Origin of the sequence: Streptomyces montanus (assembly GCF_005786655.1) — a bacterium.
GTDB lineage: Bacteria > Actinomycetota > Actinomycetes > Streptomycetales > Streptomycetaceae > Streptomyces > Streptomyces sporangiiformans.
This window is the reverse complement of sequence record NZ_VBZC01000006.1, coordinates 208,362-234,239: the sequence shown is the minus strand read 5'-3', so window position 1 is coordinate 234,239 and position 25,878 is coordinate 208,362. Positions and strand designations below refer to the sequence as shown.

The following is a 25,878-nucleotide window of genomic DNA, read 5'->3' as shown; positions in this document are numbered from 1 at the left end:
ACACCCCATGTCCCTGGTCGATCCGGGGACATGGGGTGTCGTCGTTCCTCAAGAACAAGGCGAGGCGGAGCACGGGCTTTCGGTCAGCCGGCGTCCGGAACGTAGGTCAGGTCGAGTACACCGGTCCGGAACGTCTCGAACCCGACCAGCTTCAGCGGGTGGGTCGGGGTGTCCTCGAACAGCCGCTGCCCATGGCCGACCACGATCGGGTGGACGAGCAGGTGCAGCTCGTCGAGCAGACCATCGGCCAGCAGCCACCGCACGGTCGTCGCGCTCCCGACATCTGGATGTCGCCGTCGGTCTGTACGCGGACCACTCGTCGTACAGCGTGCTTCCTGCTCCCTTGTCGTCGGCTTACGAAAGGTGGACCCCGGGCGGGCCCCGAAGTAATCGCTCGGGCCCCCGTGACCGACACCCGGCAAGAACGGGTACAGCCTGATAACGAAGCACACCGTGCCCCTGGTCCGGACGGGAGGCATACGGTGTCGTCGTTGCATGAGCGTCTCAGGGACCGTACGGGCCGGGCGGGCAGCAATACGGAAAGCCCTCGTGGCGGCCTGTTGCGTCGTGCTGGGCGCTGTCGCCGGATGTGGCACGGGCAGCGGCGGCGGAGACCGTACGTCGGACCGGCAGCCCTCGCCGACTCCCGTGACCGCCGCTCCCGTACCGCGAGGCGACGGCGGCAGGACCCCGGACGACGTGAACGGCGACGGTTACCCGGACTTCGCGTACGTCACCTCGTACGGCAGGCCCGCCCAGCCCGGCTTCTACAACGACGAGCATTCCGTCGTCATCGTCTACGGTTCCGCCAAGGGCCTCGACCCCGCGACCCGCACCGTCCTGAAGCCGGGGAACGCGGCCCTCCCCTACCCGCTGACGGCGATCGAGCCGTACCCCGTCCTCGCCGACCTCGACGCCGACGGGTACGCGGACCTGAAGTTCGCCCGGCAAGTCGTCTGGGGCGGCCCGACCGGAGTTGATCCGGGGACACGGAGCACCGACCTGCCCGAACTCACCGGCACCCCGGGCGACTTCGACGGCGACGGCCGTTTCGACCTGCCGGCCGTCGAGGACACCCAGGACAACCCCGCCTTCCGCGTCCTGTACGGACCCTTCGACCGGGACGGCACCCCGTCCCGGCGCGGCGACAGCCGCCCGGACCCCGTGAACGACCCCGACTCCTACAACGCGTACTCGCTCCAGGCCGTCGACGCGGACGGCGACCGGACCGCCGACCTCGTCGCCGCCAAGACCGCCGACGGCGAGCAGAGGGAGGTCTTCCTGCTCAACGCGGGCGACGGACCCGGCGGATTCGCCGCCCAGGCAAGGAGGTTGAGGGTCGGCAGCGCGATCGCCTCCGGTGACTTCGACGGAGACGGCAAGGGCGATGTGGTCGTCGGCGACAACGGCAGCCGCAACGACGAGCCGGGGTACGAGACCGAGGCACCGGAGGTGGACGGCACGCTCACCGTCTACTTCGGCGACGGAGGCACGCCCCAGTTCCTCGACCTGGGCATCAGGGGCGACTATCTGGCCGGCGACACCGACGGCGACGGCCACGACGAACTGCTGGTCGGGCAGACGGTGCCCGGTTCCACGATGCCGGAGATCACCGTGATCCCCGGCAGCCCGCAGGGGCTCGACAAGGAGGGACTGCGCACCCTCCGCCGCACCGGCCCCGCCCGCGTCCCCGGCGCCACCCGCGATCTCGCGGCCGGCAAGCGGTACGCCCACCTCGCCGCCGTACGCGACTTCGACCAGGACGGCCGCTGTGAGGTCGTTCTGCGCTGGACGCTGCCCGCGCAGGGACCGTCGTATGTCTGGGTCCTGGAAGGGGACAAGGACGTGGTCACGTTCCAGGACGGCCACCTGACGGGCGCGGAGTGACCGACTTCCGGGTTACCGCCCAGTGACTTATGGCTGTCAGGCACGCATCATGTGCAGGTTGCTGTCTCACGATGTGGCCGAGGTTGATGTGACTAAGGGGAACTGCGGAATACGTGTGGTGGGTGCTGTTGCGGGCGCCGCGCTGCTGCTCGGCGGCTGCGGGCCCGCCTCGCACGACACGCGGCCCGCCGCCAAGCGCCGCCCCGTGGGCATGGCCCACCAAGGATCCGCCCCGCTCCCCGTACCGAAGGGCAAGGGGAGCAAAACCCCCGACGACTTCAACGGAGACGGCCACCGCGACCTCGTCCTCAACGACCTGGTGAAGGGCGAGAGCCACGGGGACGACGCGGGCATCGGTGTCGTCTACGGCACGAGCCGTGGACTCGCCCCGGCGGCACGGCAGTTGCTGAGCCCGGCCAAGTACGCGGCGCGCACGAAGAAGCAGTTGCCCGCCGTCTTCGACGCCGAGGCGAGCTGTGACCTCGACAAGGACGGGTTCACGGATCTCGTCGTCTCGACCGATCCGCCGTACGACGGGCAGGGGCAGCCGCCGGTGCCGCTGCAGATCCTCTTCGGTTCGCCCGGGGGGCTGGCCGGGCAGGCGGTGAAACTGACGATCCCCGCGCGGGCACGTTTCGGCAACGACTGGCCGGACCAGCCGGTGTGCGGGGACTTCGACGGGGACGACGCCGAGGACCTGGTCGTGCACGCCTCGGACAGCCGGCTCAGCTTTCTGCGCGGCCCGTTCAACCGCAAGGGCGCCCCGCGCGCGGCCGGAGCGCCGGTGGTCCCGGCGGGCGAGGTGGCGGGCAACGTCCCCACGGGTCCGGCCGTCGACGTCAACCGCGACGGCTACGACGACGTGCTCGTCCGTACCGCCGAAGGCCGTGCCGGCGCCGCGGTCGTCCTGGGCGGACCGGCCGGGCCCACCCGCCCCGGCTTCTCCCTCCCCACCGGCAGCGACGTGGTCTTCGGCCGCTTCGGAAAGGGCAAGGGCCTGGACGCGGCGATCGGTTCGGCGGGCGGGACCGCGCTGCGGTACGAGGTGCCGGGCACCCTGCGCGGCCAACTCGCCGTCCCGGGCACGGCCTTGGACGCCGGGGACTTCGACGGGGACGGGCTCAGTGAACTCGTTTCCTCCGGTACGGAGTTGAGGGTCTTCCGGGGACGCGCCGGCGGCCTGTCCGCGTCGGACGTGAACACCGTGCGGCCGCCGGCCCGGGGCACGACCCGTGTCCTCGCCGTCGCCGACTTCACCGGGGACGGGCGGGCGGACCTGGCCGTGCGGACGTACCGGGGAGAGACGAAGGACACCGTCGCGGTGTACGCGGGCGAGAAGGCGGGGCAGACTGGCGGCCCGGTGGCGGCCGAGCCACGGATCACCTTCTCCACCGCCGAGTTCCTCGGCACGAACTGAGGGCGAACCGAGGACGGACTGAGGACGAACTGATGCGCCTGCGTGGTACCGCCCTGGCCTGCGCCCTGATCATCGCGGCCGCGGGGTGCAGTTCGCAGAAGCCCTCGGACGACGAGGGCCGCTCGGCCGCGCCCACCGACGGGAAGCCCGCCGAGCATCCCGACCCCGGCGACTTCAACAACGACGGCTTCGGCGACTACGTGACCATCGTTCGCTCGCGGTCCAAGGACGCGAAGAAGTACGCGGAGACCCTGGTCGTCGTCTACGGCTCGCGCGAAGGACTCAGCACCCGCTCCGTGCGGCGGACCTCCTCCGGCTCGCCGAAGTACGTGGGGTTCACCTCGCAGCCGCTGCGTACCGACCTCGACGGCGACGGCTTCACGGACCTGGTCGGCACCCGCGGCGCGAACGGCACCGCGCGCGAGAGCTTCGCCCTGTTCGGCGGCGCCCGCGGGCTGACCGACGCCCGCCGGCTCGACCTGCCCGACGGCTTCCGCCCAGTGGCCGCCGCCGACTTCGACGGCGACGGCTCCATGGACCTGCTCGACGGCGGCCAGGGCGGCACCGGCGACCCGTCGGCCACCGAGCCCGGCGGCAGCGGACTGCTCCTGTACGGGCCCTTCGACCGCGCCGGAAAACCGAAGCGGCAGGCGGCTCTTGACCTCGGTCAGCACGGCTACGCCACGCCCTCCACGGCCACCACGGGCGACTTCGACGACGACGGCCGGGCCGAGGTGGTGTTCACGTACTCCTTCGACTCGGAGGAGGACGAGAGCGCGCCCGAGGATCTGCACACCGTCGGCTACTACGAGGGCGGCGAGCAGGGCCTCGTGCGCGACACCCAACAGGAGCGGGTGGTCGCCGCCACCGTGGACACCGCCGACGGCCCCCGCACCCCGGCCGCCGGCGACGCGGACGGCGACGGCATCCCGGACCTGCTGCTGCCCACCCAACTCAACGTGGCCCCCGCGGACATGCCCGGCGCGGGCGGCGCCCTGACGATCATGTACGGAGCCAAGTCGGGCCTGAACAAGGGCCGCGAGGCGACCGTGATCGGCGACCTCGACAGCGAGCGGCGCCGTATCGACTTCGGCTCGTCGCCCGCCGTCGGGGACGTCAACGGCGACGGGAAGCCGGACGTCGTCGTGAACACCCCGGGCTTCCAGCGCGACGAGGGCAAGGTGACGCTGTTGCCCGGCGGTTCGGACGACGTGCCGTCCCTGGACGGCGAGCAGGTGATGAACGCGGACACCGAGGGCATGCCCGGCACTCCGAACCCGTACGGCCGGAACTCCTTCGGCTACCAGCCGCCACTGCTCGACGTGGACGGCGACGGCCACACGGACGCGGTCGTCTTCGCACCGCTGTACGAGAAGCGGAAGGGCGCGTATCTGGTGCTGCGGGGCTCGGATGCCGGGTTCGAGGCGAAGAGGGTGCAGCTCTTCACGCCCGACGACATCGGCGTACCTCTGCGGCTGACGTAGGCCCTGTCGCCTCGGGCCCGGCGGGCCCGGTTCACCTCATGGCCACCCGCGCACAACCCTTCGTACGCCCCGGGAGTCACACACGCGAACTCAGTATCCCCAGTCATCGGGAGTGGCTCGTGCGTGCAAAGAAGTTGGCCGTCGCGGCATCCGTGGCCACTCTCGCGGCGGCGGGGCTGACGTTGCCCCTCGCCGGTTCCGCGGCCGCGGCCTCCACGCTGAAGGACGACTTCAACGGTGACGGCTACCGCGACCTGGTGATCGGCACACCGAAGGCGAACGCCGTGACCGTGACCTTCGGCTCAGCGAGCGGCGTCCAGCCGACCAACTCCGTGACCGTCACCCAGAACACCTCGGGCGTGCCCGGCGTGCTGGAGGCGGAGGACGAGTTCGGCGAGAACGTGACCAGCGGTGATGTGAACGGGGACGGCTTCGCGGACCTGATCGTCGGCGCGCCCGGCGAGAAGGTGACCGGTAAGCCGGACGGTTCGATGACGATCGTCTGGGGCGGTGCCTCCGGCTTCAAGACCGGCGGCATGGTCCTGAACGCGCCCTCCGCCGAGGACGTCCGCTTCGGCGAGGGCGCCTCCTTCGTCGACCTCGACGGCGACGAGAGCGGCAATCTCGTGGTCGTCTCCGCGGGCCGCTTCTGGTGGTACGCGGACGGGGTGCCCTCCGGCAGCGCGCTCGGCCCGGAGTTCGACTTCCTGCCCGACGGTGTGACCCTCGACGGAGTCGTGGGCGGACACTTCTCCGGCACCAGCGGCAGCGACTACGTGCTGTACGGGAAGGGCGCGACGGGGCACGGGTACGCCGGCTACCTCAAGGGCGGTCCGGGCGACCTCGGCTACTCGTACAAGCCGCTGATGCAGAACTCGACCGGCACCGGTGTGGACGAGGTCGCGGTCGCCGCCGCCGCCGACACCAACAAGAACGGCTACGACGACCTGGTCATCGGGGCTCCGGACTCGATCAACGGCGGCGAGGTCTACTTGTGGCCGGGCAGCGCGCGTGGTCTGGACGAGGACGACTACCCCAGGCGGACGTACGACCAGGGGAACGCGAACGTCCCCGGCGACCCCGAGACGGGTGACCGCTTCGGTGCCTCGGTCGCGGTCGGCGATGTGACAGGTGACGGTTACCTGGAGGTCGCGGTCGGCGTGCCCGGCGAGACCGTGGGCTCGGTCGCCCGCACCGGCAACGTCGTCGTCCTCAAGGGCGCCCCCGGCGAGCTCGACGACGGCGGCGCCTCCTGGCACCAGGCCACCTCGGGTGTGCCCGGCGCGGCGGAGACGGACGACCACTTCGGCTCCGCCGTCCAGCTCAAGGACATCAACAAGAACGGCTACGCGGACCTCGCGGCCGGGGCGAACGGCGAGGACATCGGCACGGCGGCCGACGCGGGAGCGGTCTGGGTGCTGCGTGGTGGCTCGACGGGCCTGACCACGACGTCGGTGACCTCCTTCAACGGCTCGGACTTCGGCCTCGGCGGGGCGGGGCTCCGCTTCGGCTCCGTCCTTCGGTAACCCCTGTTTCCTCACCAGCCTCAAAATTCTCGAAAATCACGTACAACCCTTCCCTCACTCCGGGGGTCTCCTGATCGCCAACCGCCCGTGAATCCCAGGAGAAATCCAGGCAAACACGACCGGTGCGCACCCCAATGACTGTGGACGCCCGCCAGGCGTCCCCCGCATGCAGCAGGAGAACCCGCATGCACAAGAAGCACCTGCGACTCGCCCTCGCGACGGCCACCGCGGCCGCGCTGACCGGCGGTCTGCTCACCTTCACGGCCGCTACGGCGACGGCCGGGGACTCGGTCCACCACCCCGTGGCGGACTTCAACAACGATGGGTACGGCGACGTCGCGTACTCGGCCGGCTATGCCACCGTCGGCGGCAAGAGGGGCGCCGGCCAGATCGTCGCCCTGTACGGCTCGGCGAGCGGCGTGACCTCCACGAAGCGCGCGACGATCAGCCAGAACACGACCGGCGTCCCGGGCAACGCCGAGACCGGCGACGGTTTCGGCTGGGTCAGCGCGTACGGCGACTTCAACTCCGACGGCTTCGACGACCTCGCCGTGTCCGCACCGTACGAGGACGTGGACGGCGACACGGACGGCGGCACGGTCCTCGTGGCGTGGGGTTCGGCGAGCGGCCTGTCCGGCGCCACGACGGTCAAGGACCCGGCGGTCTCGTCGCACGACCGCTGGGGCGCGGCACTCGCCGCGGGCGACTTCGACGGAGACGGCACGGAGGACCTCGCGGTCGGCTCCTCGTCGAACAGGGTCTACGTCTTCAAGGGCGGCATCTCCAAGACCGGTACGTACGGCGGCCGTTACTCCTTCACCACGGACATCCAGTCCGGTGGCGGCGCCGGCACGATCAACCTCACCGCGGGCGACGCCAACGGCGACCAGCGGACCGACCTGGTCGTCGACGGCTACGAGACCGACAGCGACTACGGCTGGAACACCAACTTCTACGTGCCCGGCTCCGCCTCCGGCCTGGACGCGGCGTCCGCGCGGGAGCTGAAGCGAGGCGTCATCACCGGCATCGCCGACGTCAACGGCGACGGCTTCGGCGACATCGTCACCGGCCAGGACTGGGACCCCGCCAAGGCCGGCAGCGGCGACCCGTCCATGCCGGAGACGTCCACCGGCGGCAAGGTCCACATCATCTACGGCTCCGCCGACGGCCCGGCCACCACCGTCGCCGTGACCCAGGACAGCGGCAACGTGCCCGGCTCCTCCGAGCGCGGCGACTTTTTCGGCAGCGAGCTGTCGCTCGGCGACATCAACGGCGACGGGTACGCGGACCTGGCGGCCGGCGCGCCCGGCGAGAACCTGAACAGCGTGGTGAACACGGGCGCGGTGACCGTCCTGTACGGCTCGGCCTCCGGCCTGGACACCAGCTCCGGGTACCAGTACTTCGCCCAGTCCTCGTACGGCGTGCCCGGCACGGACGAGAAGGACGACCTGTTCGGCGGCGAGGTGAAGCTCACCGACGTCAACGGCGACGGCAAGGCGGACCTGACGGTCGGCGCGTACGGCGAGAACGACTTCAACGGCTCGCTGGTCTACCTGCCCTCCAGCGGCGCGAGGATCACCACGGTCGGCGCCCGCTCCCTGTCGGCGTCCTCGGTGGGCGTCTCCACGGACGCGCAGCCGGTGTTCGGCGCCAACGCGGCCAACTGACCCGCCTATCCCGTGTGTTGGGCCCGCACCCGCCGAGGGTGCGGGCCCGCCCCCTGTCTCCCCTCCCGGATCCCGGAGCACCACGCATGCGCAAGCGCACCCTCTTCCTGGCCGCCACCCTCACCACCGGCCTCCTCACCGCCCTCCCCGCCACCGCCTCCGCCGCCCCCTCCGGCCTGCGCGGCGACTTCAACGGCGACGGGTACGGCGACATCGCCTTCGCCGCGCCGTACGCGACGGTCGACGGCAAGCCCATGGCCGGCTACGTCGTCGTGATGTACGGCAGCTCCACCGGCATCAACCCGACCAGACCCGCCCAGTACAAGGTGATCAGCCAGAACACCACCGGCGTCCCCGGCACCGCCGAGACCGAGGACACCTTCGGCGACGCCCTCGCGGTCGCCGACCTCAACGGCGACGGCTACGCGGACCTCGCCGTGGGCGCCTCCGGCGAGGACGTCGACGGCGACACCGACGGCGGCACGGTCGCGGTCCTGTGGGGCTCGTCGACCGGCGTGTCCGGCGGCACGACGGTCAAGGACCCGGCCACGTCCGGCCACGACTACTTCGGCCGGCTGCTCGCCGCGGGCGACTTCGACGGCGACGGCGACCAGGACCTGGCGACGGGCGCGAGCAACTCGACGGTGTACGTGGTCAAGGGCGGCTTCACCAAGTCCGGCACCACGGGCGGCTTCACGACGTTCACGACCCCGAAGAAGATCTCGTACGGCCCCGACGCCCTGAAATCCGGCGACGTGAACAAGGACGGCAAGGACGACCTGATCGTCACCGGCCGCGTGGCGGAGGCCACCGACACGGACCCGGGCGCCACCCGCTCCACCGGCTGGTACTACCCCGGCGCCACCGCAGGCCCCGGCACCGCCGCGCCCACGACCCTGCCCGGCGGCACCTCCGCCACCGTCGGCGACATCGACGGCGACGGATACGGCGAGATCGTCCTCGGTAACGTCTTCGCGAAGGACGACGACCTGTCCGGTTCCCTCGGCGGCACCGTCACCGTCGTACGGGGCTCCGCGACCGGCCCGGACGCGTCCACCGCCCCCACGGTCCTCACCCAGGACTCGCCCGGCGTGCCCGGCACCGACGAGGAACGTGACGGCTTCGGCAGCGCCCTGTCGGTCGGCGACATCAACGCCGACGGATACGGCGACCTGGCGATCGGCGTCGTCTTCGAGGACATCACGACGGAGGACACCGGCTCGACCGTCCTGCTGAAGGGCTCGGCGACCGGCCTCTCCGAAACCGGCGGCCGCACCCTGTCGCAGGCCTCCTCCGGCGTCCCCGGCACGGCCGAGGCGATGGACTACTTCGGCTCCGACGTCCTGCTCAAGGACGTGACCGGCGACGGCAAGGCGGACTACACCGTCTCCGCCGCCTTCGAGGGCGAGGGCGTCGGCGCGGTCACGGCGATGCTCTCCAACGGCACCGGCATCTCCAGCACGGGCGACCGCGCCTTCGGCCCCGGCGCGTTCAACCTGCCGTACAAGTACGGCGCGTTCGGCGCCAACCTCATCGGCTGAGGCCACCGAGGCGGCCTGGGGCGGCGAGTCCGGTGGCGGTGAACACCGCACCACCGGCCGCCGCCCGCACCACCGACCGCCGCCCGCTCCTGCGGGCGGCGGCCGGGAAGCGAGCCGAGGCTCAGACCTTGGTGAAGCACAACGTGTAGTCGGCGCCCCGGCTGTCCGAGTATTCGATGCCGTAGTCGTACTTCGACCCGCACTTCTCTTCAGGGCCGAACAGCCGGTCGCCCGTCTTGTACTCGGCCTCGGCGGAGCCGCAGTCGACGATCGTCGGCAGCGGCTCGCCCTTGGGGTCCTCGACCTTGACGCAGTCGCCGATGTCCGGGTCGTGCTTCTGGTCCTCCTTGACCTGCGCGGCCTGCGAGGCCTCCGCCTTGGCCTTGCCGCCGTTGGGGTTGGTGTTGTAGTCCCAGACGTAGTAGCCCAGGCCGCCGAAGATCGCCAGGACGATGACGGCGGACTTCACCATCCGCAACGCGCCCCCTGGCTGCGGGCGCTGGGGGCCGCGCGGCGGCTGCTGGTGGTTCTGGTAGTGCTGCGGTGGTGCGGACATGCCTGATAGCCCCCGTAGTTGACTGCGACTGAAGATCAACGCGAAGTTGACGTGCGCAGGCTACCTTTCGGCCATCAGGCCACTATCCAGCCGGGTCGCCACCGGAACAGAAGCTTCACATTTCCCGGAAGTGGCGTATGAAGGCGGCGAGTTGGGTGGCGCTGGTTTCGATGACAGTGCCGGGCTCGTCGCTTTCGCGAAGCCACAGGGCTTCTTGGGAGGCTGCAATCTCAACGCAGTTGGAGGAGTCACCGCCGCTGGAGAACGAGGACTTCTGCCACGTGATCTCGTGCGCCATGCTCTGACCTTTCAGAGTTCTTGTACGAGCCGCTGGATCAACTCCCGGGACTCTACGGCCCCCAACGCGGCCGTCTCCACCTTGCGGAGCACCTCTCGATAGCGCCCGAGCTGCGCCTCCGCTCCCAGGAAAGCACCACCGTGCTGGCTGTCCACCAGAACGGTGTCCAACTGCGGGACCGAGCCACGCGCGTACACCATGGGGTCGACCACTCCGGCGAAGCCGTCAACGTCGAACGGCACGACAAGCACGGTGACTTGGGGAAGCTCTGATCGCTCCAGGATCTGCAGCAACTGCTCCCGCGCCACCTTCCGGTCAGCCACCCTGATACGCAGACCCGCTTCGTGGATCAACGCCAGATACCGCATCCCCTCAAGGGCCTCCTGGCGGCGCAGCCTGAATTCCACGCGCACCTCCAGTTCCTCCTTCGAGAGCTTCGGCACCGACGCCCCGAAGATCGCCCGAACCTGCTCCTCGGTCTGGAGCAGACCGGGAATGTGCACGCATTCGAAGTTGCTCAAGTGCGTCGCATGGTTCTCCAGTTCGGCCAGATCCAAGTAACCGGACGGCACCCGGCCGCGGTAGTCCTCCCACCAGCCACGCCCACGCTCCGTCGCCATGGCCACCAGCGCGTCGACGAGGGCGGCGTCGTCGCACGCGTACTGGTTGGCCAAATGCCGCACACGCTCGGCGCTCACCCCCACACGCCCCGCCTCTGTGCTGGACAACTTGCTCTCCGAGATACCCAACGCCCGCGCGGCATGCCTGAGTGTCAGACCCGCCCGCTCCCGGAGCTTGCGCAGCTCAGCACCGAGCCGTTCCTGACGCGCGGTGATGACAGCTCTGGATGCCATACGCCCCTTCTTTCGCGGGAGTTGAGAGCACCAGTATCCCAGTCCCGGTTGACCGAGGGAAAGTTTTACCTCTACCGTCAGTGACGCGACGACCACCCAACGCAGTGGAAGCGCATCCCATCCCCCTGCCAGGAGACCCGTATGCCCTGGGAGTACACCCTCTACATCCCCCACGACCCCCGAGCCGTCCGCATCTGCCGTCACACCCTCCGTGACATCCTGCGCACCCACCATCTCCCCGCCCTCATCGAACCCGCGGAGCTCCTGGCCTCCGAGCTGCTCGGCAACGCCATCCGGCACACCAAGGGGCCCGCCGCGCTGAAGCTCAGACAGGCGGGGAGCTCCTTCCGGCTCGGGGCCTGGGACACGGACCCCGCACCGCCCACGACCGCCCCGCAGGGCGACGAAGCGGGCCGCGGACTGCACCTCGTTCAGGCCTACGCGGACGACTGGGGCTGGTTCCAAGTCAACGGCTCGGCAGGCAAGTACGTCTGGTGCGACCTCGGCACCCGGCCCGAGCGGTGATCCAGTCGCCCCCGAACACAACGAGTCGGATAATTACGGATGTCAGCCGCATACCACCCGAACCGCAGGAAGGCGGGCATCGCCATGGCTGAACACCCGCACGCCGCACTCATCCGCAGGGGCTACGACGCCTGGAACAACGGTGACATGGACACCCTGCGCACGATGTTCTCGGGGGACGCCACACACCACTCACCCGGCAATCACCCGCTGTCCGGCGACTTCAAGGGCCAGGACGCGATCTTCGAAATGTACGGCCGTCTCTTCGAGGAGACGAACGGGACCGTACGCGCCGAGCTGCGCCAGTTGCTCGTCGACGGCAGGGGCCACGTGATGTCCTTCCACCGCTTCACCGGGGAGCGCAACGGCAAGCAGCTCGACGAGAACGCGGGCATCGTCTTCCGCATCGTCGGGGACAAGATCACCGATCTCGACGAATGCACCGAGGACATCGACAAGATCAACGCGTTCTGGTCGTGATGTCCTCACCCCTCTGAGTCACCCCGAGCACAACCCCGCACGACCTCCAGGTGTCCCACAGGTGAACCCGAACCTCTGAACTCCGGGGTCCGCCCAGTCACTTGGAGCCACCGTGCGCATACGGAAGTACGCCCTCGCCGCCACTGTCGCCGCGGCGGCCACCGCCGGGCTGACCCTCACTCCGACCGCGACAGCCGCCGCCCCGGAGCCCGTCACCAGCGACTTCAACGGTGACGGCTTCACGGACCTCGCGGTCGGCGTGCCGAACGCGAGCGTCGACGGCAAGTCGAAGGCCGGGTACGTCAACGTGGTCTGGGGCGGAGCGGGCGGCCTCGGCGCCCACGGCAACACGCGCGTGAGCCAGGCGAGCCGCGGCGTTCCGGGCGGCCCGGAGCAGAGCGACCGCTTCGGCGCCGCCGTGACCGTGGCCGACGTGGACGGCGACGGTACGGCGGACATCGTGATCGGCGCGCCCGGCGAGGACGTCACCGGCCGGGGCACGGACGCGGGCACCGTCGCCGTCGTCAAGGGCGCCCGGGGCGGGCAGGGCAGCCTGGGCACGGCCTCCACCGCGGTCAACGGGCCGTCGGCGTCGGCCGCGTACGGAAAGTCCCTCGCCGCAGCCGACTTCACCGGCGACGGGAAGACGGACCTGGCGATCGGCGCGACGGACAAGGTCGTCCTGCGCACGGCGGCGGGCACCCTGAGCACCGTGTTCACCGACCACATGGGCGGTCGCGCGCCCGTCCTCACGACCGGCGACTTCGACGCCGCCGACGACACGACGGACCTGGCGGTCGCCTACTGGACGGTCAACGCGCCCTACACGCGGTCCCACGTACGCCTCTGGAGCTGGTTCGAGGGCGAGAACCAGCTGGTGAACTCCTGGAACACCGACAACGCCGCCGCCTCCGCGCTCGCCACCGGCGACTTCGACGGCGACGGGCGCGACGACCTGGCCCTCGGCGAGTGCCGCGAGATCGCCGACGAGAACATCGACGACCCGTGCGGCCCCGAGGAGTTCGCGAAGGGCGGCGGCATCCACATCCACTACGGCAGCGACACGCCCTCCAGCTTCGGGGCCCGGTCCCAGACGCTCAACCAGGACACGGTGGGCGTGTACGGCCGGGCCGAGGACGGGGACCGTTTCGGGGCGTCGCTGGCGGTGGCGGACGTGAACGCCGACGGCCGCGACGACCTGATCGCGGGCGCCCCCGGCGAGGCGATCGGCGCCCGCACCGGTGCGGGCGCGGCCACGCTGCTGCTGGGCGGCCCCGGCGGCTTCGTGGACGCGTACGGGGAGGCCGTCTCGGTGGCGTACAACCAGGACACACCGCGCGTGCCGGGTGCGGCGGAGGCCGGTGACGCCTTCGGTGCGGCGGTCGCGACCGGCGACTACGACGGCGACGGCAAGGCCGACGCGGCGATAGGCTCCCCCGGCGAGAACGCCTCGACGGGCGGTGTGTGGGTCCTCCCCGCGGCCTCCGTCAACAACTCGTACACCGTCACCCCCGCAAAGCTGGGCCTGCCCGCCTCGTCAACGGCACTCGCGTACGGCCAAACCCTGAGCAGCCACTGAGAACCGGCCCTCCGTCCCCTTAGGGGATGTCACAGCTCGGCCGCAAAGCCGGGCCCGTTGCCCCGGGCCCGGCACGTCACTCTGGGAGACCAGGTACGTTCGATTACGTGGCTGGATTCAGGATCGGACGCGGCCGGGACAACCGCACCCAGCAAGCGCATCCGCAACAACACCCGCGGCAACAACCGTACGGACAGCAGCCCCCTCAGGGCGGACCGTCGTACGGCTACCCCCCTGCGCCGCAGCCGTACCCGCAGCAGCAGCCGCCGCAGTACGGCAACGGTGGCGGTGGCGGCGGCCGGCAGCAGTGGCCCCAGGCGGGCGACCATGGCGAGCCGGAGTACTTCGGCGACCATGATCACCACGCTGCCCAGGGGCCGGACCCGTACGCGGCCAACAACCCGGGGCACACCCAGGCGTTCTCGGTCGGCGAGGATCCGTACAACCAGGGCGGGACCTACCGCGCCGGACAGGCGGCCGCGCCCCCGGTGGGCCCGAGACTGCACTGGAAGGAACTGCTGAGCGGCGTCGTACTGCGCCCGAACCAGACCTTCCTGCAGATGCGGGACTACACGATGTGGGGCCCTGCCCTCATCGTGACGTTCCTCTACGGCCTGCTGGCGGTCTTCGGCTTCGACGGCGCGCGCAAGGAGGCCATCAACGCGACGATCACCTCCGCGATTCCCATCATCCTGACGACCTCGGTGGCGATCGTCCTCAGCTCGTTCATCCTGGGCGTGGTCACCCACACCCTCGCCCGCCAGCTCGGCGGCGACGGGGCCTGGCAGCCCACGGTCGGCCTCTCCATGCTGATCATGTCCCTCACGGACACCCCCCGCCTGGTCGTCGCCATGTTCATGGGCGGCAACGCCCCCTTCGTCCAGCTGCTCGGCTGGGCGACGTGGGTGGCGGCCGGTGTCCTCTTCACGGTGATGGTCAACAAGTCCCACGACCTCCCGTGGCCGAAGGCCCTGGGCGCGTCCGCGATCCAGCTGATCGCCCTGCTGTCGATCATCAAGCTGGGGACGTTCTGACCACAGGGACGTTCTGATCACGGTGGCTTTCTGATCACGGTGGCTTTCTGACGACACCGCACGGCGGCGGCGCGGCACATGGGTGTGCCGCGCCGCGCGGCGTCGGATGTCGGGCCAGTGGATTTCGGGTCGGTGGAGACCGGTCAGCTTCCGGGGGCGGCCGGCTCGATGTTCTGGTTGGCGTGGAAGAGGTTGTGCGGGTCGTAGGCCCGCTTGACGCCCGCCAGCCGGTCGTAGTGGTCGCGGTACGCGGCCCTGACCCGGGCCTGGGGCTCGTCCTCACCGAGGAAGTTCACATAGGCGCCGCCCATCGAGTGGGGGTGCAGTTCGTCCGAGTAGTCGGTGCTCCACTCCTTGATGATCTGGGCGTTGGCCGGGTCCGGGTCGATGCCGCCGATGACGCCGGACCAGCGGGCATGCCGGTACGCCCACGCCGTGTCCTCCGGCCGCACACGGTGGGCCGCTCCGTCGACCGGATACAGATGCATCATCGACAGATCGGTGGGGATACCCTCCGCGTACTTGGCGTGCACGGCGATGGCGTCGTCCGTGATGCGATCGAAGAAATCTCCCCGCCAGTACCACTGGAGGCCGGACGGCATCAGCGGATCGAACAGCGTCTGGAGCGCGGGATACGGCATCGGCGCGGCGAAGTGGAACGCCGGCGGCGCGGGCTCGTGCACCGGCGCGAAGGCCGCGTCGACACGGTCCAGGTCCCCCGCCCAGCACCACACGACGCCGCACATCTTCTGCCCGTGGATCTCCTCCGGGAACGGCGGACCGGGCGGCACGACGACCGACGCGTAGAACCCGCTCAGATCCTCGGGCGCCTGGGGCAGGAACTCGCGGTACCACTGCAGCACGTCGCGGATGTGGTCCAGAGACCACAGGGTGACCCCGCCGGCCACGGTGTGCACGGGGTGCAGCTGGAAGGTGAAGGAGGTGACGACGCCGAAGTTCCCGCCGCCGCCGCGCAGCGCCCAGAAGAGATCCGAGTGGTCCTTCGCGTTCGCGGTGACGAAGCTGCCGTCGGCGAGTACGACATCCGCCGACAGCAGGCTGTCCACCGTCAGGCCGTGCTTGCGGGTGAGGTAGCCGTGTCCGCCGCCGAGGGTGAGGCCCCCGACGCCCGTCGTCGACATGATCCCGAAGGGCAGGGCCAGACCGAAGGCGTGGGTGGCGTGGTCCACGTCGCCGATCAGGCTGCCGCCGCCGACCTGGGCGGTCCTCGTCGCGGGGTCGACGCGTACCCAGCGCATCGGCGCGAGGTCGAGGGTGACGCCGTCGTCCACCAGGGACGTTCCGGCGCCGCCGTGTCCGCCGCCGCGGACGGCGAGTTCGAAACCGTGGTCGCGTACGAAGTCGACGGCGTTCATGACGTCCGCGACGTCCGTACATCGCACGATGGCGGCCGGTCTGCGGTCGATCATCGCGTTGTAGATCTTGCGAGCCTCGTGGTATTCCCGGTCGCGTGGGGAGACGACCGGGCCGCGCAGCACGGTCCGCATCGCCTCCAGAGTCGTGTCGTCCATGCCGGCCATGACGATCTCCTCGCAGAGGGCAAGGCTGACCTGACCAGCGTCTCCCCGTACGCGGAGTCTCGCAATCGCCGCCCTTGCCGCACTCGCGCCGCACTCGCGCCGCTCTCGTGCCGCCCTCGCCGTCTGAAGAAATGCGCGTGCCGCACGAGCCGAGAAGACTGGAGGCATGGCCACCAAGACAGGCAACACGAAGACGCCGGGCAAAACGGCCAAGGCGGCCCTTGAGGGCGGCCCCGCCGATCTCCCCGAGAGGATCGTCCCTCTCACCGCCACCGGACCGGTCGGAGGCACGGAGGAGGACCTGAAGATCCCGCACCGCGGCGGATACGAGCACTTCCGCCCCACGTCACGGCACAAGGACACACCGGAGGGGAAGCTACGGATCTACGTGTGGTGGGAGCGAACAGAGATCGCTGAGTAAACGGAGTGAGTGATCAGGACGCCTCAGGCATCGAAGACCTGCCCCGTCCTCTTCACGACAGGCTCTTCCACGCTCCACGGGAAGTTGATCCACTGATCGGTCCGCTTCCACACGTACTCGCACTTCACCAGCGACTGCGACTTCTCGTAGATCACGGCGGACCGCACCTCGGCCACATGGTCGAGACAGAAGTCGTGCACCAGCTTCAGAGTCTTGCCGGTGTCGGCCACGTCGTCGGCGATGAGAACCTTCTTGTCGGTGAAATCAACGACATTGGGAACGGGTGCGAGCATGACGGGCATGTCGAGCGTGGTCCCGACTCCCGTGTAGAACTCGACGTTCACCAGATGAAGGTTCTTGCAGTCGAGCGCGTAAGCGAGCCCGCCCGCGACGAAAACGCCACCGCGGGCGATGGACAGGACGACATCGGGCTCGTACCCGTCATCGGCGATCGTCTGCGCCAGCTCACGCACGGCGCGGCCGAACGCCTCATAGGTGAGGTTCTCGCGTATGTCGCTCATCCCTGCCTCCCCGCCCTCACACCTGGGTGCGATGGAAGTTGAGGAAGGAGCGCGAGGCCGTGGGACCGCGCTGGTTCTGGTAGCGGGAGCCGTACCGCTCACTCCCGTACGGGGACTCGGCCGGCGAGCTGAGCCGGAACATGCACAGCTGCCCGATCTTCATGCCCGGCCAGAGCTTGATCGGAAGCGTGGCGAGATTGGACAGCTCCAGCGTGACGTGCCCGGAGAACCCCGGGTCGATGAACCCGGCGGTGGAGTGGGTGACCAGACCGAGCCGCCCGAGCGAACTCTTCCCCTCGAGCCGCGAGGCGAGGTCGTCGGGAAGGGTGATCACCTCGTACGTACTCGCCAGCACGAACTCCCCGGGATGCAGGATGAACGGCTCGTCCCCGTCGGGTTCGACGAGCCGCGTGAGGTCGGCCTGCTCGATGGAGGGATCGATGTGCGGGTAGCGGTGATTCTCGAACACCCGGAAGTAGCGGTCGAGCCGCACGTCGATGCTCGACGGCTGCACCATGGATTCGTCGTACGGGTCGATCCGCACCCGCCCGGAGTCGATCTCGGCCCGGATGTCCTTGTCTGAGAGAAGCACGCACCGAGGATACGCAGAGCGTATGGACCAGCCACAATCGGAAGACTCGGAAGACGGCAAAGGGGCCCGCCACGATCCGAAGACCGTGACGGGCCCGCACAAGCTGTAGCCGTTGTTACCGTTTCGGTTACTGCTACCGCTGATCGCCCATCGCTTACTGCTTACTGCCTGCCGTCCGGCTACCGCTTCTCCGCATAGGCCACCGGCACGACATTCCGGAGCCGGGCACAGCGCGGACAGCGGATCAGCCGGCCAGGGCCGAGCCGATCGGCCTGCTGCATCGGGAGCGAAGCGGTGCTGAACACGTGCCCTTCGGCACAACGGACGACGGTGCTGCGTTCCATCAAGTCCTCAGAGTCCCTTCCCCAAGAGCCGCGTCTGACTGACGAGGAAAGCCACGTTACGGGACGAAAGGAACGGCCCTCCAGGCGGCACTCCGTTCCCGCTCGGACCCTCTCCCGCGCCTCCACCGTACGCCCCAACTCCCGTACCCCAAAGCCCCGTCCACCCTCCGAAACAACACCAGGCCCCACGGCTTCAGCGCCGGGAGCCTGGCATGGGGTACAGTGATTCCGCGTTTCCGACACCGGCCCGACCAGTGTCTTACGCGGGTGTAGTTTAATGGTAGAACATCAGCTTCCCAAGCTGAGAGCGCGAGTTCGATTCTCGTCACCCGCTCCACGCGAAACCCCCAGGTCATGGACCCGGGGGTTCTTTGTTGTCTAGACCGGTGGGCGGGGCGCGCACCACAACCGCACCATTAGCTCTCCGAAGGGTCCTCGCCGTGGTGCGCGGAGGGCTCTCGGGAGCTCTCCTTGTGGCGCTTCGCACGCTCGGCGCGCACCATCTCGTCCAGCCCGGCCGCCAGCTCGCGCTGCCGCTCGTCGTCGGAGTGCTGATAGATCAGCGCCGCCTTCTCCGAGGACTGCCCGGACCGGACCATGGTGTCCTTGAGCGTCGCGCCGGAACGTGTCGACAGGGTGTGTCCGGTATGACGAAGGTCGTAGAAGCGAAAGCCGTCCGGCAGGCCCACCGACGCGCGTGCACGGCTCCACTTCCGACCGAAAGAGGTACGCCGGAATGGCGCGCCCTTCTCTCCGACGAAGAGCAGGCCGTCAGGCCCCTTCTCGGCGTACCAATCGAGGTGCCGCTTCACCTCCTTCCGTAAGAAGGCCGGGAGGACGACCGGACGGGCGCCCGCATCGGACTTCGTCGGGCCGGGAGCGCGCTTGCCGTTGGTCCGCTCGGGCTCAGCGATCCGTACGCGGATCACCAGGGCGTCAAGGTCGACGTCCCGCCGCCGCAGCCCGGCCAGTTCCTCAGGCCGCATCGGTCCGTAGGCACCGAGGTAGACCATGAGCCGCCAGCGAGGGCCGATGGCGTTGGCGAGGGCGTCGACCTGGGCGACGGTGGCGATCCGACGCTCGGCCGCAGCTTCCTTGCCCGCGCCCTTGATCCGGCACGGATTGCGGCTGATCAGGTCGTCATCAACGGCCGTTTCCATGATGCCCTTGAGGAGCCGGTACGCCTTGGCAACGGTCGTCTTGGCGCTGGTCGTCCGCAGCCGCTCGGCCCGCCATTCACGGACGCGAGGAGCAGTGATCTCGTCCAGGTCGAGCGCGCCGAAGGCCGGCAGAAGGTGGAGCCGAAGAAGATGCTCGTACAGGTCCACCGTGCGTACTGCCAACTCCCGCTCTTCCACCCACTTCTCGGCGTAGACGCGGAAGTTCACGGCGCCGGCATCGGGAGAACGCCAGTCCCCGCGACTAAGATCCGCCTCCACCTGAGAGAGCCAGATCTCAGCATCCTTCTTGGTCTCGAAGGTCTCCTCGGCACGGACGCGCTCACCATCGGGCGCGAGGTACGACGCCGTCCAACGACCGGACCGGTATTGCCGCACCGCACCAAAGCGCCGACGCCTGCCCTTCTTGTTGGCCATCAGGCGACCGTCCGCAGTCCGGTTCGGCGCAGCCCGACCGGCTCAACAGTGCGAGAGGCGATGTACTCACGTACGGCGGTCTCGGGGATGCGGACGTGCCGACCGACCTTCACGTACCGGATGCGCCGCTCCTCGATCAGCCGCCGAGGAAAGCGGGTGGTCGTGCCCAGCAGCTCGGCGACCTGGTCGACGGACAGGTAGCGGTCGTTCATGCGGTCGGCTCTCCTTCCGTTCCGAGGGCAGGGGCGAGTGAGGCAGATAGCCACTCCTCGCCACGAGTCAGGCCTGTCCCGGCAAAGACCCAATGGGCGAGGACGTACGTCGTATCCGCCTCCTGCTCGTGCTCGGCGGGCCGCTGGTCGTCGGGCAGCGCGGCGAGGGCTTGCGCGCGCCGCCATTCGGCTCGGGTGTCCCGGAGCGCGCCGAGGGTGGTGGAGTAGCGGCGGGTCTTGGTGGAGAAGTGGCCGCGGAAGCCGAGCATGTGCGCCCAGGCCCTCAGCCTCAGCTCTGCCAGATCCTTGCGACCGCCGAGCTGCCAGGCGGTGCGGATCATCCGCCGGGCATGGTCGGTGATGCGGGCGTGTGCCAGCTCGGCGAGGAACTTGATCGGCCGGTCCAGGGTTCCGGTCGCCGTCTCGGCGCCCTTGGTGGCGTACTTGGCGATGTAGGCCGCGACCGCGCGTTCCGTCAGTTCCGACGAGCCGTTGAAGTCGGCCGAACGGATCGGGCGTATGTCGAGCTGACGGCCGAAGGCGAAGGCATGCGCCCGGCCGTCGATAACGGGCCCGGTGACCGTCGCTTTCGCGGCAGCGGCGCCAATCGCGTCGGTCAACAGCTCGGCCGTCGCCCAGTTCGGGGGCGCGCTGTGGCCGCCGTCCGGCCCGTCGATACGGATCACGGCGTGGAAGTGGACCGCGCCACGCTTCTGGTACTCGGCGACCTTGGCGAAGGAGACGCGAGCGACATTCGGGAAGTCCCGCTGGGTGAGTCCGGCCCGCTTGGCGACCTCCCGGCGCAGGTAGATGGAGAAGCGCCGCCAGAGCATCCCGGCATGTGCGTTCCACAGAACTGCGGCTTCGTAGTCGTACGTTGCCGGGTCCAGAGGCGTGCCGAGAGTGCCGTCGTCCTCGGCGTGCAGCACACCGCAGCGGCAGGGCCGGTGGGTTCCGCGCCGGTCGGTGGGCCGGTTGTGGACGGGGCCGAAGCCGGGTGCGGTGAAGGTGGCGAACACCCTGGGGTGTTCGGCGATCGTCTCGGGGTTGCCCTTGCCGCCCCGTAGTCCGGCGGTGATCAGGTGATAGGTGTCGCGGCGGTAGACCTCGGCGCATGCCGTGCAGCGGGTCGCGCGGCGGTTGTTGCAGCGCACCAGGAGGTGACCGGCGGGGAGGGCCGCCGAGTCGAGGTGGTGCAGGGTGCGGCCGATCTCGCCGGTGTGCGGGTTGAGTTCGTGTTCGATGCGGTGGCCGTCGAGGCGTACGGGACGCGTGCAGCCGCCCAGCCCGCGCAGCTGCCCAGCGAGGGCGGACATGTTGCCCAGCGAGGCGAGCGCGCCCAAGTCCTTGAGCGGGGGCGGAGTGTGTCCGGTAGTAATGGAGCTGTCCTTTCGGCAGTGGTCGGGAGGGTCCGTGCCTGCCGGGGCGGCGGGATGCTTGGCGGTATCGAGGCCGCCCCGGCAGGCTGGTCAGCGCGTGTTGGCGCGGTTGAGCAGGGAGCGCAGCACCAGGGCCGCGATGGACACGGAGACGGCCGTTATCGCGACCGTGGCCAGGAGCGCGGTCAGCACGACGCCGACGACGAGCACGGCGGCGACAGCCGCGGCTCCGAGGCCGACGTACGGGGCGACGGGTCGATCGGTGGAGTGCGCGGGAGCGTGCTGGCACGAGCAGGCCGCCGGGGCGTGATGGCGTTCTGCGGGGGCGGCCGAGGTGATCAGGTGAGTGGTCGGAACGGGTGCCGCGTCGGGCAGTTTCGGGCGGAGCAGCATGGTGGTTGTCCTCTCAGTCGTTGGTGCCGTTGACGACGTCGACGCCGGAGCGTGTGCCGGACTCGATCGGCCCGGCCAGGAAGGTCTGGGAGAGCCAGAAGCCGAAGAGGGCGATCACGACGGCGACCCAGAGGCGGATGCCGAGGAACTTGATCGCGGCCCAGGCGATGACGCCGAGGACGAAGACGAGGGGCAGGCTGACGGTCACGGGAGGGCTCCTCAGCGGACGGTGCAGCGGTGGGTACGGGCGGCCAGCTCGGCGGCGGCCCGGCTGTCGTAGTCAGTGGAGAAGCCACAGCGCGGAGCGGTGCAGGCAGCGGCGTGCTTCTCGCGGCCTCGGCCGTCGTAGTAGGTGGCGACCTGGACGGGGCCGATGCGGATGACGCGGCGGAAGCGGCGGTGGGCGGTCATGAGCGGGTCTCCTTCTCTCGGGTGAAGTCGGCGACGTGCTCGGTCAGCCAGCGGCGGATCTCGGCGCCCTCTTGGTCGTCGGCGTTGAGAATCACCGGCTCGGCGACGAGCAGGGCCTCGGTGAAGTGGTTTTGGCGGGTCAGTTCGGCCGCGCGCTGGAGGGTGCGGAGGGTGGACGGTCGCAAGAGCGGATTCCTTGTCAGTCAGGTGAGTTGGGCGGCGATGGCTTCGGCGAGTGGAGCCGGGACGCCGAGCCGGGCGCGAAGGGTGGCGGTGTCGATGGGTGCTCCTGTGCGGGTGTGGTGTTCGGCGGCGACCTTCCGGGCGTGGTCGACGAGGGCGGTCGGAAGCCGGTCGGCTGGACGGGCTGCAGGCTCGGCGACGGGTTCGCGCGCCGGAGGAATGGCGGCCTGCTCGGGTGCCGTCTCAGGCACTGGTTCCGGCTTGGGTGCCGTATCGATCGGTGCGTCCTGAGGCTCGGCAGCCGGTGCCGTCCGATGGGCGGGACCGTGCGCGAGCAGGGTGCCGCCGAGGAAGGCGACCGCCGGCCAACCGGCGACGAGGATGCGCAGCCAGGCCGGAACGTCGTGGAGGTCGAGCAGTCCGGCGGTGGCGACGTTCGCCCCGAGGCTGGCGGCGAGCGCGACCAGAAACCATGACCACCCGGCCGCCTTGGACTCCCCGGAGCGCAGCCGCTTCCAGGCAGCCACCAAGAGCAGGTCGACGCTCACCGGGTAGGCCCAGGCCTTCCAGCCGTCCTGTCCGGCGGCCACGGCCAGGTCATGCAGATGCGCGAAGGACAGCGCGGCGGCGATGACCGCTTGGACCAGTACGGCGTCAACGGTCACGTTCCGAATGCGCATCACGCTCACGTCCTCTCAGCCGATTTCAGGCATGGCGGGGTTAGGGACTTGGCGCGAGGCGGTCGCGCCGACCGTGGGAGGGGTGGGGCTACTCCGTCACCGGACGCGGCCTGGCCACCGGGTCCCACGCCTTCACCGGCGAGGCCGGAGCATGCGGCCGGAAGGGGTCCAGGGCCGGAACATCGGGCACGAGATGGGCCGTCTCACGGCAGATCACCGCAGCGTCGGCGAGGGAGAGGTACGGCGTACGGATGCGGGACCAGCCGCCGGAGGAGTCACCGACCACGGCCAGGCCCGGCAGATCGGCGGCGATGGCGGAGGCGACGTAGACGGCTTCCGGGGCGATGTCGCCGAGTGCCATCTTGGCCGACGCCTCGTCATTGACGCGGTGGCAGACACGGCCGGTGAGTTGAGCGCGAAGCATGGTCGCTCCCTTGCCCAGCTCGGCGCCGAAACGCTGCCCGCAGATCTCCAGGTAGATCCCCGCCGCCCGGCCAAGCTGAGCAAGCCGGATCAGCTGGGTCACCATCTCGTCGCGCCGCTCCTCGTCCTTGCGCGTGGCAACAAGGAACAACTCGGCGACCTCGTCCACGAACAGCACGATCGGCGCGGGCCGTTCGTCCTCCGGCAGCCCCCACACATCCGAAGTGATCTCCTCGTCCGCGGTGCCGGGCGCGATGCCCTGACGGGCCTTGATCAGGTCGTAGCGGTCCTCCATTTCCTTGACGAGCACGGGCAGCAGCTCTGCGGCTTCATCCGGCTCGGTGGCCAGCGCCGACAGCCGAGGGGCGAACGGCGCCAGTTCCACACCGCGCTTGCAGTCGATCCCGACCAGGGCCACCGGCTGAGCCGCAAGCCCCGTCAGCAGGTTGCGCAGGAACATCGACTTCCCCGACAGCGTTGCGCCGAGGAGCAGTTGGTGAGGAATCGTCCGGTAGTCGCGGACGAACGCGGTCGCGTCCTCCCGCAGAGCCACCGGCACCGCCAGGAAGTCACTTTCAACCCGGCGAGGCATCCTCACCTTCCGCAGCACGTCGAAGCCGACCAACCGCAGCTCGACCACACCCGGCTTGATACTGCGGACATGCACGGCATGGACGCCCCATGCGTGCCGCAGGCGCTCGGACGAGGCCGCCACGTCCGCCGGTTCCTGGCCCGGGGCCAGCCGAAGCCGTACCCGGAGCCCGGTCGACGTCGGCCGGAGCAGACCCCGGCGAGGCGCCACGGGACGGACCTCCCGGCGAGTGGCCGCCCGGACGGCGAGGGCCCGCAGCCGGGACGGTTCGACGGTCAGCCCGCAGGCGTCCATGGTCGAGCCGTACGAGGCCATCAGCCGAGCCGCCGACAGCGGCAGTCCGACCGTGGCCCAGTAGGCCGCCGGATGCGCCTTCCGGGCGTAGACCGTCCCGCCTATGGCAGCGAGCGACCCGCCCAGCTCGACCAGCGTCATCAGCTCGGACACGGAGATCAGCTCTCCTGCCCGGCCGGGAAGGCTCCGGGAACCACAGCAGCCGCCCGGTAGGCGATGCCGTGACGGGCCTGGCCGTTGAAGACGCTTTCCCACGGCCGGGCGATCAGGCCGGGAAGGGAGACGGGACCGCCGACGGTCAGGCCGTCAGTCACCCCACTCTCGGGGACGGTCACCGCGATCAGCGACGACTCCCCCTCGTCGATGTAGACCACGCCGACCTTCATCAACGACTCACCGCTGACAGCGTCCTTGGCGATCTCGCCCGTCTGCCGGTCCTTGACCTTCGGCTCCGGAGCTTCGGTCAGAAGGATCGTCGCGGACGAGGTCTCAACACGGATCACACGCACAGAACTTCTCCTCCGATAGGCACCCGCCAGATGACCTGACAGGTTGACTTAGCAAGTTCGAAGCTAGGGATGCCAGGTTGACTTGTCAAGTGACATCAAGCGGGAAGGCCGAGCGACCGGCCGGGGCCAACTAGCCCAGGCGATAGGTGTCTTCGAGTTCCTGCCGATCAGCAGGCAGCAGTACGTCAGTGACCTGCAAGGCCTGCCCGGAGACGTCGCAGGCCACGACAAGCACGCTGAGTACCGGCTCCCCCGTACCCAACGCCAAGAGGCCGGCCTCTTCCTTGCTCGGCAGACGAGCCGAGACCCGCTCGGTCACGTGGTCGAGGCGGACTTTCTTACGGGACTCCAGATGCTCGCGCAGACTTCCGTGCAGCGGAGTCGATTCGGCGAGGTCCGTGCCGTCAGCCATGCCTACGGGAAAGTACGAGGAGGCCAGCTCAACGGGTTCGCCGTCCTCCTCGATTAGCAGCCGCCGGACAAGCACCCTGGTCCGCTTGGGTACGCCGAGGAACGAAGCAACGCGCCGCGGTACGGGGACCCGGTCGACCTGGACGAGGCGGCCAGGCGAGGCCGACTCGTCTCTCTCCAGGGCTTCGCGGCCCCGCTGGTCTTTCTGCTCAACCACTTCGGGACGGCCACGCACGATCGTGCCGTACCCCTGCCGGGACTCCAGCCAGCCATCCCGCTTGAGCAGATCGAGGGCCCGGACAACAGTTGGGCGAGACATGCCGAAGGCTTGGACCAGCTGGTTTTCACTCGGCACGAGGGTTCCAGGCGGGTACGTGCCGTCCTCGATACGCCCCTGGAGCGTCTGGGCCAGCCGCACGTATTTGGGTGCAGCCACTTCGTACGCCATTGCCCCGCCTAGTCGGAATCCGCCAAGTCAACTTGTCAACCAGCCTACTCACCGTGAGGAGGCTATGAACACCCAAGCGCA

29 protein-coding genes and 1 tRNA gene are annotated in these 25,878 nt (G+C 69.6%); 12 read left to right on the top strand and 18 right to left on the bottom strand.

Annotated features, from left to right (window positions below):
* Window positions 1-83 precede the first annotated feature (83 nt).
* Window positions 84-479, bottom strand: a complete 396-nt coding sequence (locus FE633_RS49445) for a dihydrofolate reductase family protein (RefSeq protein ID WP_342791161.1) — start codon at window positions 477-479, stop codon at window positions 84-86.
* Window positions 480-495: 16 nt separating this feature from the next.
* Here FE633_RS49445 and FE633_RS07600 point away from each other — a divergent pair, with 16 nt between their 5' ends.
* The 6 genes from FE633_RS07600 (at window position 496) to FE633_RS07575 (ending at window position 9,522) form a co-directional block, all read left to right on the top strand.
* Window positions 496-1,887: an FG-GAP repeat protein gene (locus FE633_RS07600; protein WP_138044300.1), complete on the top strand. Its 1,392-nt coding sequence runs from the start codon at window positions 496-498 to the stop codon at window positions 1,885-1,887.
* Window positions 1,888-2,002: 115 nt separating this feature from the next.
* Window positions 2,003-3,304: an FG-GAP repeat domain-containing protein gene (locus FE633_RS07595; protein ID WP_425473156.1), complete on the top strand. Its 1,302-nt coding sequence runs from the start codon at window positions 2,003-2,005 to the stop codon at window positions 3,302-3,304.
* A gap of 32 nt (window positions 3,305-3,336) precedes the next feature.
* Window positions 3,337-4,788: an FG-GAP-like repeat-containing protein gene (locus FE633_RS07590; RefSeq protein WP_138044298.1), complete on the top strand. Its 1,452-nt coding sequence runs from the start codon at window positions 3,337-3,339 to the stop codon at window positions 4,786-4,788.
* A gap of 119 nt (window positions 4,789-4,907) precedes the next feature.
* The gene (locus tag FE633_RS07585) at window positions 4,908-6,314 is read left to right on the top strand and encodes an FG-GAP-like repeat-containing protein (RefSeq protein WP_138044297.1); all 1,407 of its coding nucleotides are present in this window, start codon (window positions 4,908-4,910) and stop codon (window positions 6,312-6,314) included.
* A gap of 185 nt (window positions 6,315-6,499) precedes the next feature.
* On the top strand, window positions 6,500-7,981 hold the full coding sequence (locus FE633_RS07580; RefSeq protein ID WP_138044296.1) for an FG-GAP-like repeat-containing protein: 1,482 nt from the start codon (window positions 6,500-6,502) through the stop codon (window positions 7,979-7,981).
* 86 nt (window positions 7,982-8,067) lie between these two features.
* A complete protein-coding gene (locus tag FE633_RS07575) occupies window positions 8,068-9,522 on the top strand; it encodes an FG-GAP-like repeat-containing protein (protein WP_138044295.1) in 1,455 nt (484 codons plus the stop codon).
* A 121-nt stretch (window positions 9,523-9,643) separates the two neighbouring features.
* Here FE633_RS07575 and FE633_RS07570 read toward each other — a convergent pair whose 3' ends face one another.
* The 3 genes from FE633_RS07570 to FE633_RS07560 all read right to left on the bottom strand — a co-directional run bounded on the left by FE633_RS07570 (window position 9,644) and on the right by FE633_RS07560 (window position 11,230).
* Window positions 9,644-10,078: an LppU/SCO3897 family protein gene (locus FE633_RS07570; protein ID WP_138044294.1), complete on the bottom strand. Its 435-nt coding sequence runs from the start codon at window positions 10,076-10,078 to the stop codon at window positions 9,644-9,646.
* A gap of 115 nt (window positions 10,079-10,193) precedes the next feature.
* Complete coding sequence (locus FE633_RS07565) at window positions 10,194-10,376, bottom strand: DUF397 domain-containing protein (RefSeq protein ID WP_138044293.1); 183 nt, start codon at window positions 10,374-10,376, stop codon at window positions 10,194-10,196.
* Between the two features lie 11 nt (window positions 10,377-10,387).
* Window positions 10,388-11,230: a helix-turn-helix domain-containing protein gene (locus tag FE633_RS07560; RefSeq protein ID WP_138044292.1), complete on the bottom strand. Its 843-nt coding sequence runs from the start codon at window positions 11,228-11,230 to the stop codon at window positions 10,388-10,390.
* A gap of 141 nt (window positions 11,231-11,371) precedes the next feature.
* On the opposite strand from FE633_RS07560, the gene FE633_RS07555 reads away from it, so the two are divergent.
* From FE633_RS07555 to FE633_RS07540, 4 genes are all read left to right on the top strand, one after another.
* Window positions 11,372-11,755: an ATP-binding protein gene (locus FE633_RS07555; RefSeq protein WP_138044291.1), complete on the top strand. Its 384-nt coding sequence runs from the start codon at window positions 11,372-11,374 to the stop codon at window positions 11,753-11,755.
* A gap of 84 nt (window positions 11,756-11,839) precedes the next feature.
* Window positions 11,840-12,235: a nuclear transport factor 2 family protein gene (locus tag FE633_RS07550; protein ID WP_138044290.1), complete on the top strand. Its 396-nt coding sequence runs from the start codon at window positions 11,840-11,842 to the stop codon at window positions 12,233-12,235.
* Window positions 12,236-12,347: 112 nt separating this feature from the next.
* On the top strand, window positions 12,348-13,814 hold the full coding sequence (locus FE633_RS07545) for an FG-GAP-like repeat-containing protein (protein ID WP_138044289.1): 1,467 nt from the start codon (window positions 12,348-12,350) through the stop codon (window positions 13,812-13,814).
* 26 nt (window positions 13,815-13,840) lie between these two features.
* Complete coding sequence (locus FE633_RS07540) at window positions 13,841-14,848, top strand: Yip1 family protein (RefSeq protein ID WP_138044288.1); 1,008 nt, start codon at window positions 13,841-13,843, stop codon at window positions 14,846-14,848.
* Between the two features lie 143 nt (window positions 14,849-14,991).
* On the opposite strand, the gene FE633_RS07535 is transcribed toward FE633_RS07540, so the two are convergent.
* Entirely contained in the window at window positions 14,992-16,380 is a 1,389-nt protein-coding gene (locus FE633_RS07535; protein ID WP_138044335.1) for an FAD-binding oxidoreductase, read from the bottom strand.
* Window positions 16,381-16,555: 175 nt separating this feature from the next.
* Between FE633_RS07535 and FE633_RS07530 the strand changes: the two genes are divergently transcribed.
* Window positions 16,556-16,810, top strand: a complete 255-nt coding sequence (locus FE633_RS07530; RefSeq protein WP_138044287.1) for a DUF5988 family protein — start codon at window positions 16,556-16,558, stop codon at window positions 16,808-16,810.
* A gap of 23 nt (window positions 16,811-16,833) precedes the next feature.
* On the opposite strand, the gene FE633_RS07525 is transcribed toward FE633_RS07530, so the two are convergent.
* Both FE633_RS07525 and dcd read right to left on the bottom strand, forming a co-directional pair.
* Window positions 16,834-17,331, bottom strand: a complete 498-nt coding sequence (locus FE633_RS07525) for a phosphoribosyltransferase (RefSeq protein ID WP_138044286.1) — start codon at window positions 17,329-17,331, stop codon at window positions 16,834-16,836.
* A 16-nt stretch (window positions 17,332-17,347) separates the two neighbouring features.
* Entirely contained in the window at window positions 17,348-17,923 is a 576-nt protein-coding gene (gene dcd, locus FE633_RS07520; RefSeq protein ID WP_119100683.1) for a dCTP deaminase, read from the bottom strand.
* A 607-nt stretch (window positions 17,924-18,530) separates the two neighbouring features.
* On the opposite strand from dcd, the gene FE633_RS07515 reads away from it, so the two are divergent.
* Window positions 18,531-18,604, top strand: a tRNA-Gly gene (locus tag FE633_RS07515).
* Window positions 18,605-18,683: 79 nt separating this feature from the next.
* Here the strand turns inward: FE633_RS07515 and FE633_RS07510 are convergent.
* The 11 genes from FE633_RS07510 to FE633_RS07460 form a co-directional block, all read right to left on the bottom strand.
* Window positions 18,684-19,862, bottom strand: coding sequence for a tyrosine-type recombinase/integrase (locus FE633_RS07510; protein WP_138044285.1), 1,179 nt, complete (start codon window positions 19,860-19,862; stop codon window positions 18,684-18,686).
* Window positions 19,862-20,074: an excisionase family DNA-binding protein gene (locus FE633_RS07505; protein ID WP_138044284.1), complete on the bottom strand. Its 213-nt coding sequence runs from the start codon at window positions 20,072-20,074 to the stop codon at window positions 19,862-19,864. Before FE633_RS07505 ends, FE633_RS07510 begins: the two co-directional genes overlap by 1 nt.
* Window positions 20,071-21,390: a replication initiator gene (locus tag FE633_RS07500; RefSeq protein ID WP_119099809.1), complete on the bottom strand. Its 1,320-nt coding sequence runs from the start codon at window positions 21,388-21,390 to the stop codon at window positions 20,071-20,073. The genes FE633_RS07505 and FE633_RS07500 overlap by 4 nt, the downstream gene beginning before the upstream one ends.
* 153 nt (window positions 21,391-21,543) lie before the next feature.
* Window positions 21,544-21,843, bottom strand: coding sequence for a hypothetical protein (locus FE633_RS07495; protein ID WP_119099808.1), 300 nt, complete (start codon window positions 21,841-21,843; stop codon window positions 21,544-21,546).
* 16 nt (window positions 21,844-21,859) lie between these two features.
* Complete coding sequence (locus FE633_RS07490) at window positions 21,860-22,054, bottom strand: hypothetical protein (RefSeq protein WP_119099804.1); 195 nt, start codon at window positions 22,052-22,054, stop codon at window positions 21,860-21,862.
* A gap of 11 nt (window positions 22,055-22,065) precedes the next feature.
* On the bottom strand, window positions 22,066-22,257 hold the full coding sequence (locus tag FE633_RS07485) for a mobile element transfer protein (RefSeq protein ID WP_119099803.1): 192 nt from the start codon (window positions 22,255-22,257) through the stop codon (window positions 22,066-22,068).
* A complete protein-coding gene (locus tag FE633_RS07480) occupies window positions 22,254-22,442 on the bottom strand; it encodes a hypothetical protein (RefSeq protein ID WP_119099802.1) in 189 nt (62 codons plus the stop codon). Before FE633_RS07480 ends, FE633_RS07485 begins: the two co-directional genes overlap by 4 nt.
* A gap of 18 nt (window positions 22,443-22,460) precedes the next feature.
* Window positions 22,461-23,120 (bottom strand): DUF2637 domain-containing protein, encoded by a 660-nt coding sequence (locus tag FE633_RS07475; protein WP_138044283.1) that lies wholly within the window; start codon window positions 23,118-23,120, stop codon window positions 22,461-22,463.
* Between the two features lie 88 nt (window positions 23,121-23,208).
* Complete coding sequence (locus tag FE633_RS07470; RefSeq protein ID WP_138044282.1) at window positions 23,209-24,582, bottom strand: FtsK/SpoIIIE domain-containing protein; 1,374 nt, start codon at window positions 24,580-24,582, stop codon at window positions 23,209-23,211.
* Window positions 24,583-24,587: 5 nt separating this feature from the next.
* A complete protein-coding gene (locus FE633_RS07465) occupies window positions 24,588-24,938 on the bottom strand; it encodes an SCO3933 family regulatory protein (protein WP_138044281.1) in 351 nt (116 codons plus the stop codon).
* Window positions 24,939-25,068: 130 nt separating this feature from the next.
* A complete protein-coding gene (locus FE633_RS07460; RefSeq protein WP_138044280.1) occupies window positions 25,069-25,797 on the bottom strand; it encodes a GntR family transcriptional regulator in 729 nt (242 codons plus the stop codon).
* Window positions 25,798-25,878 lie beyond the last annotated feature (81 nt).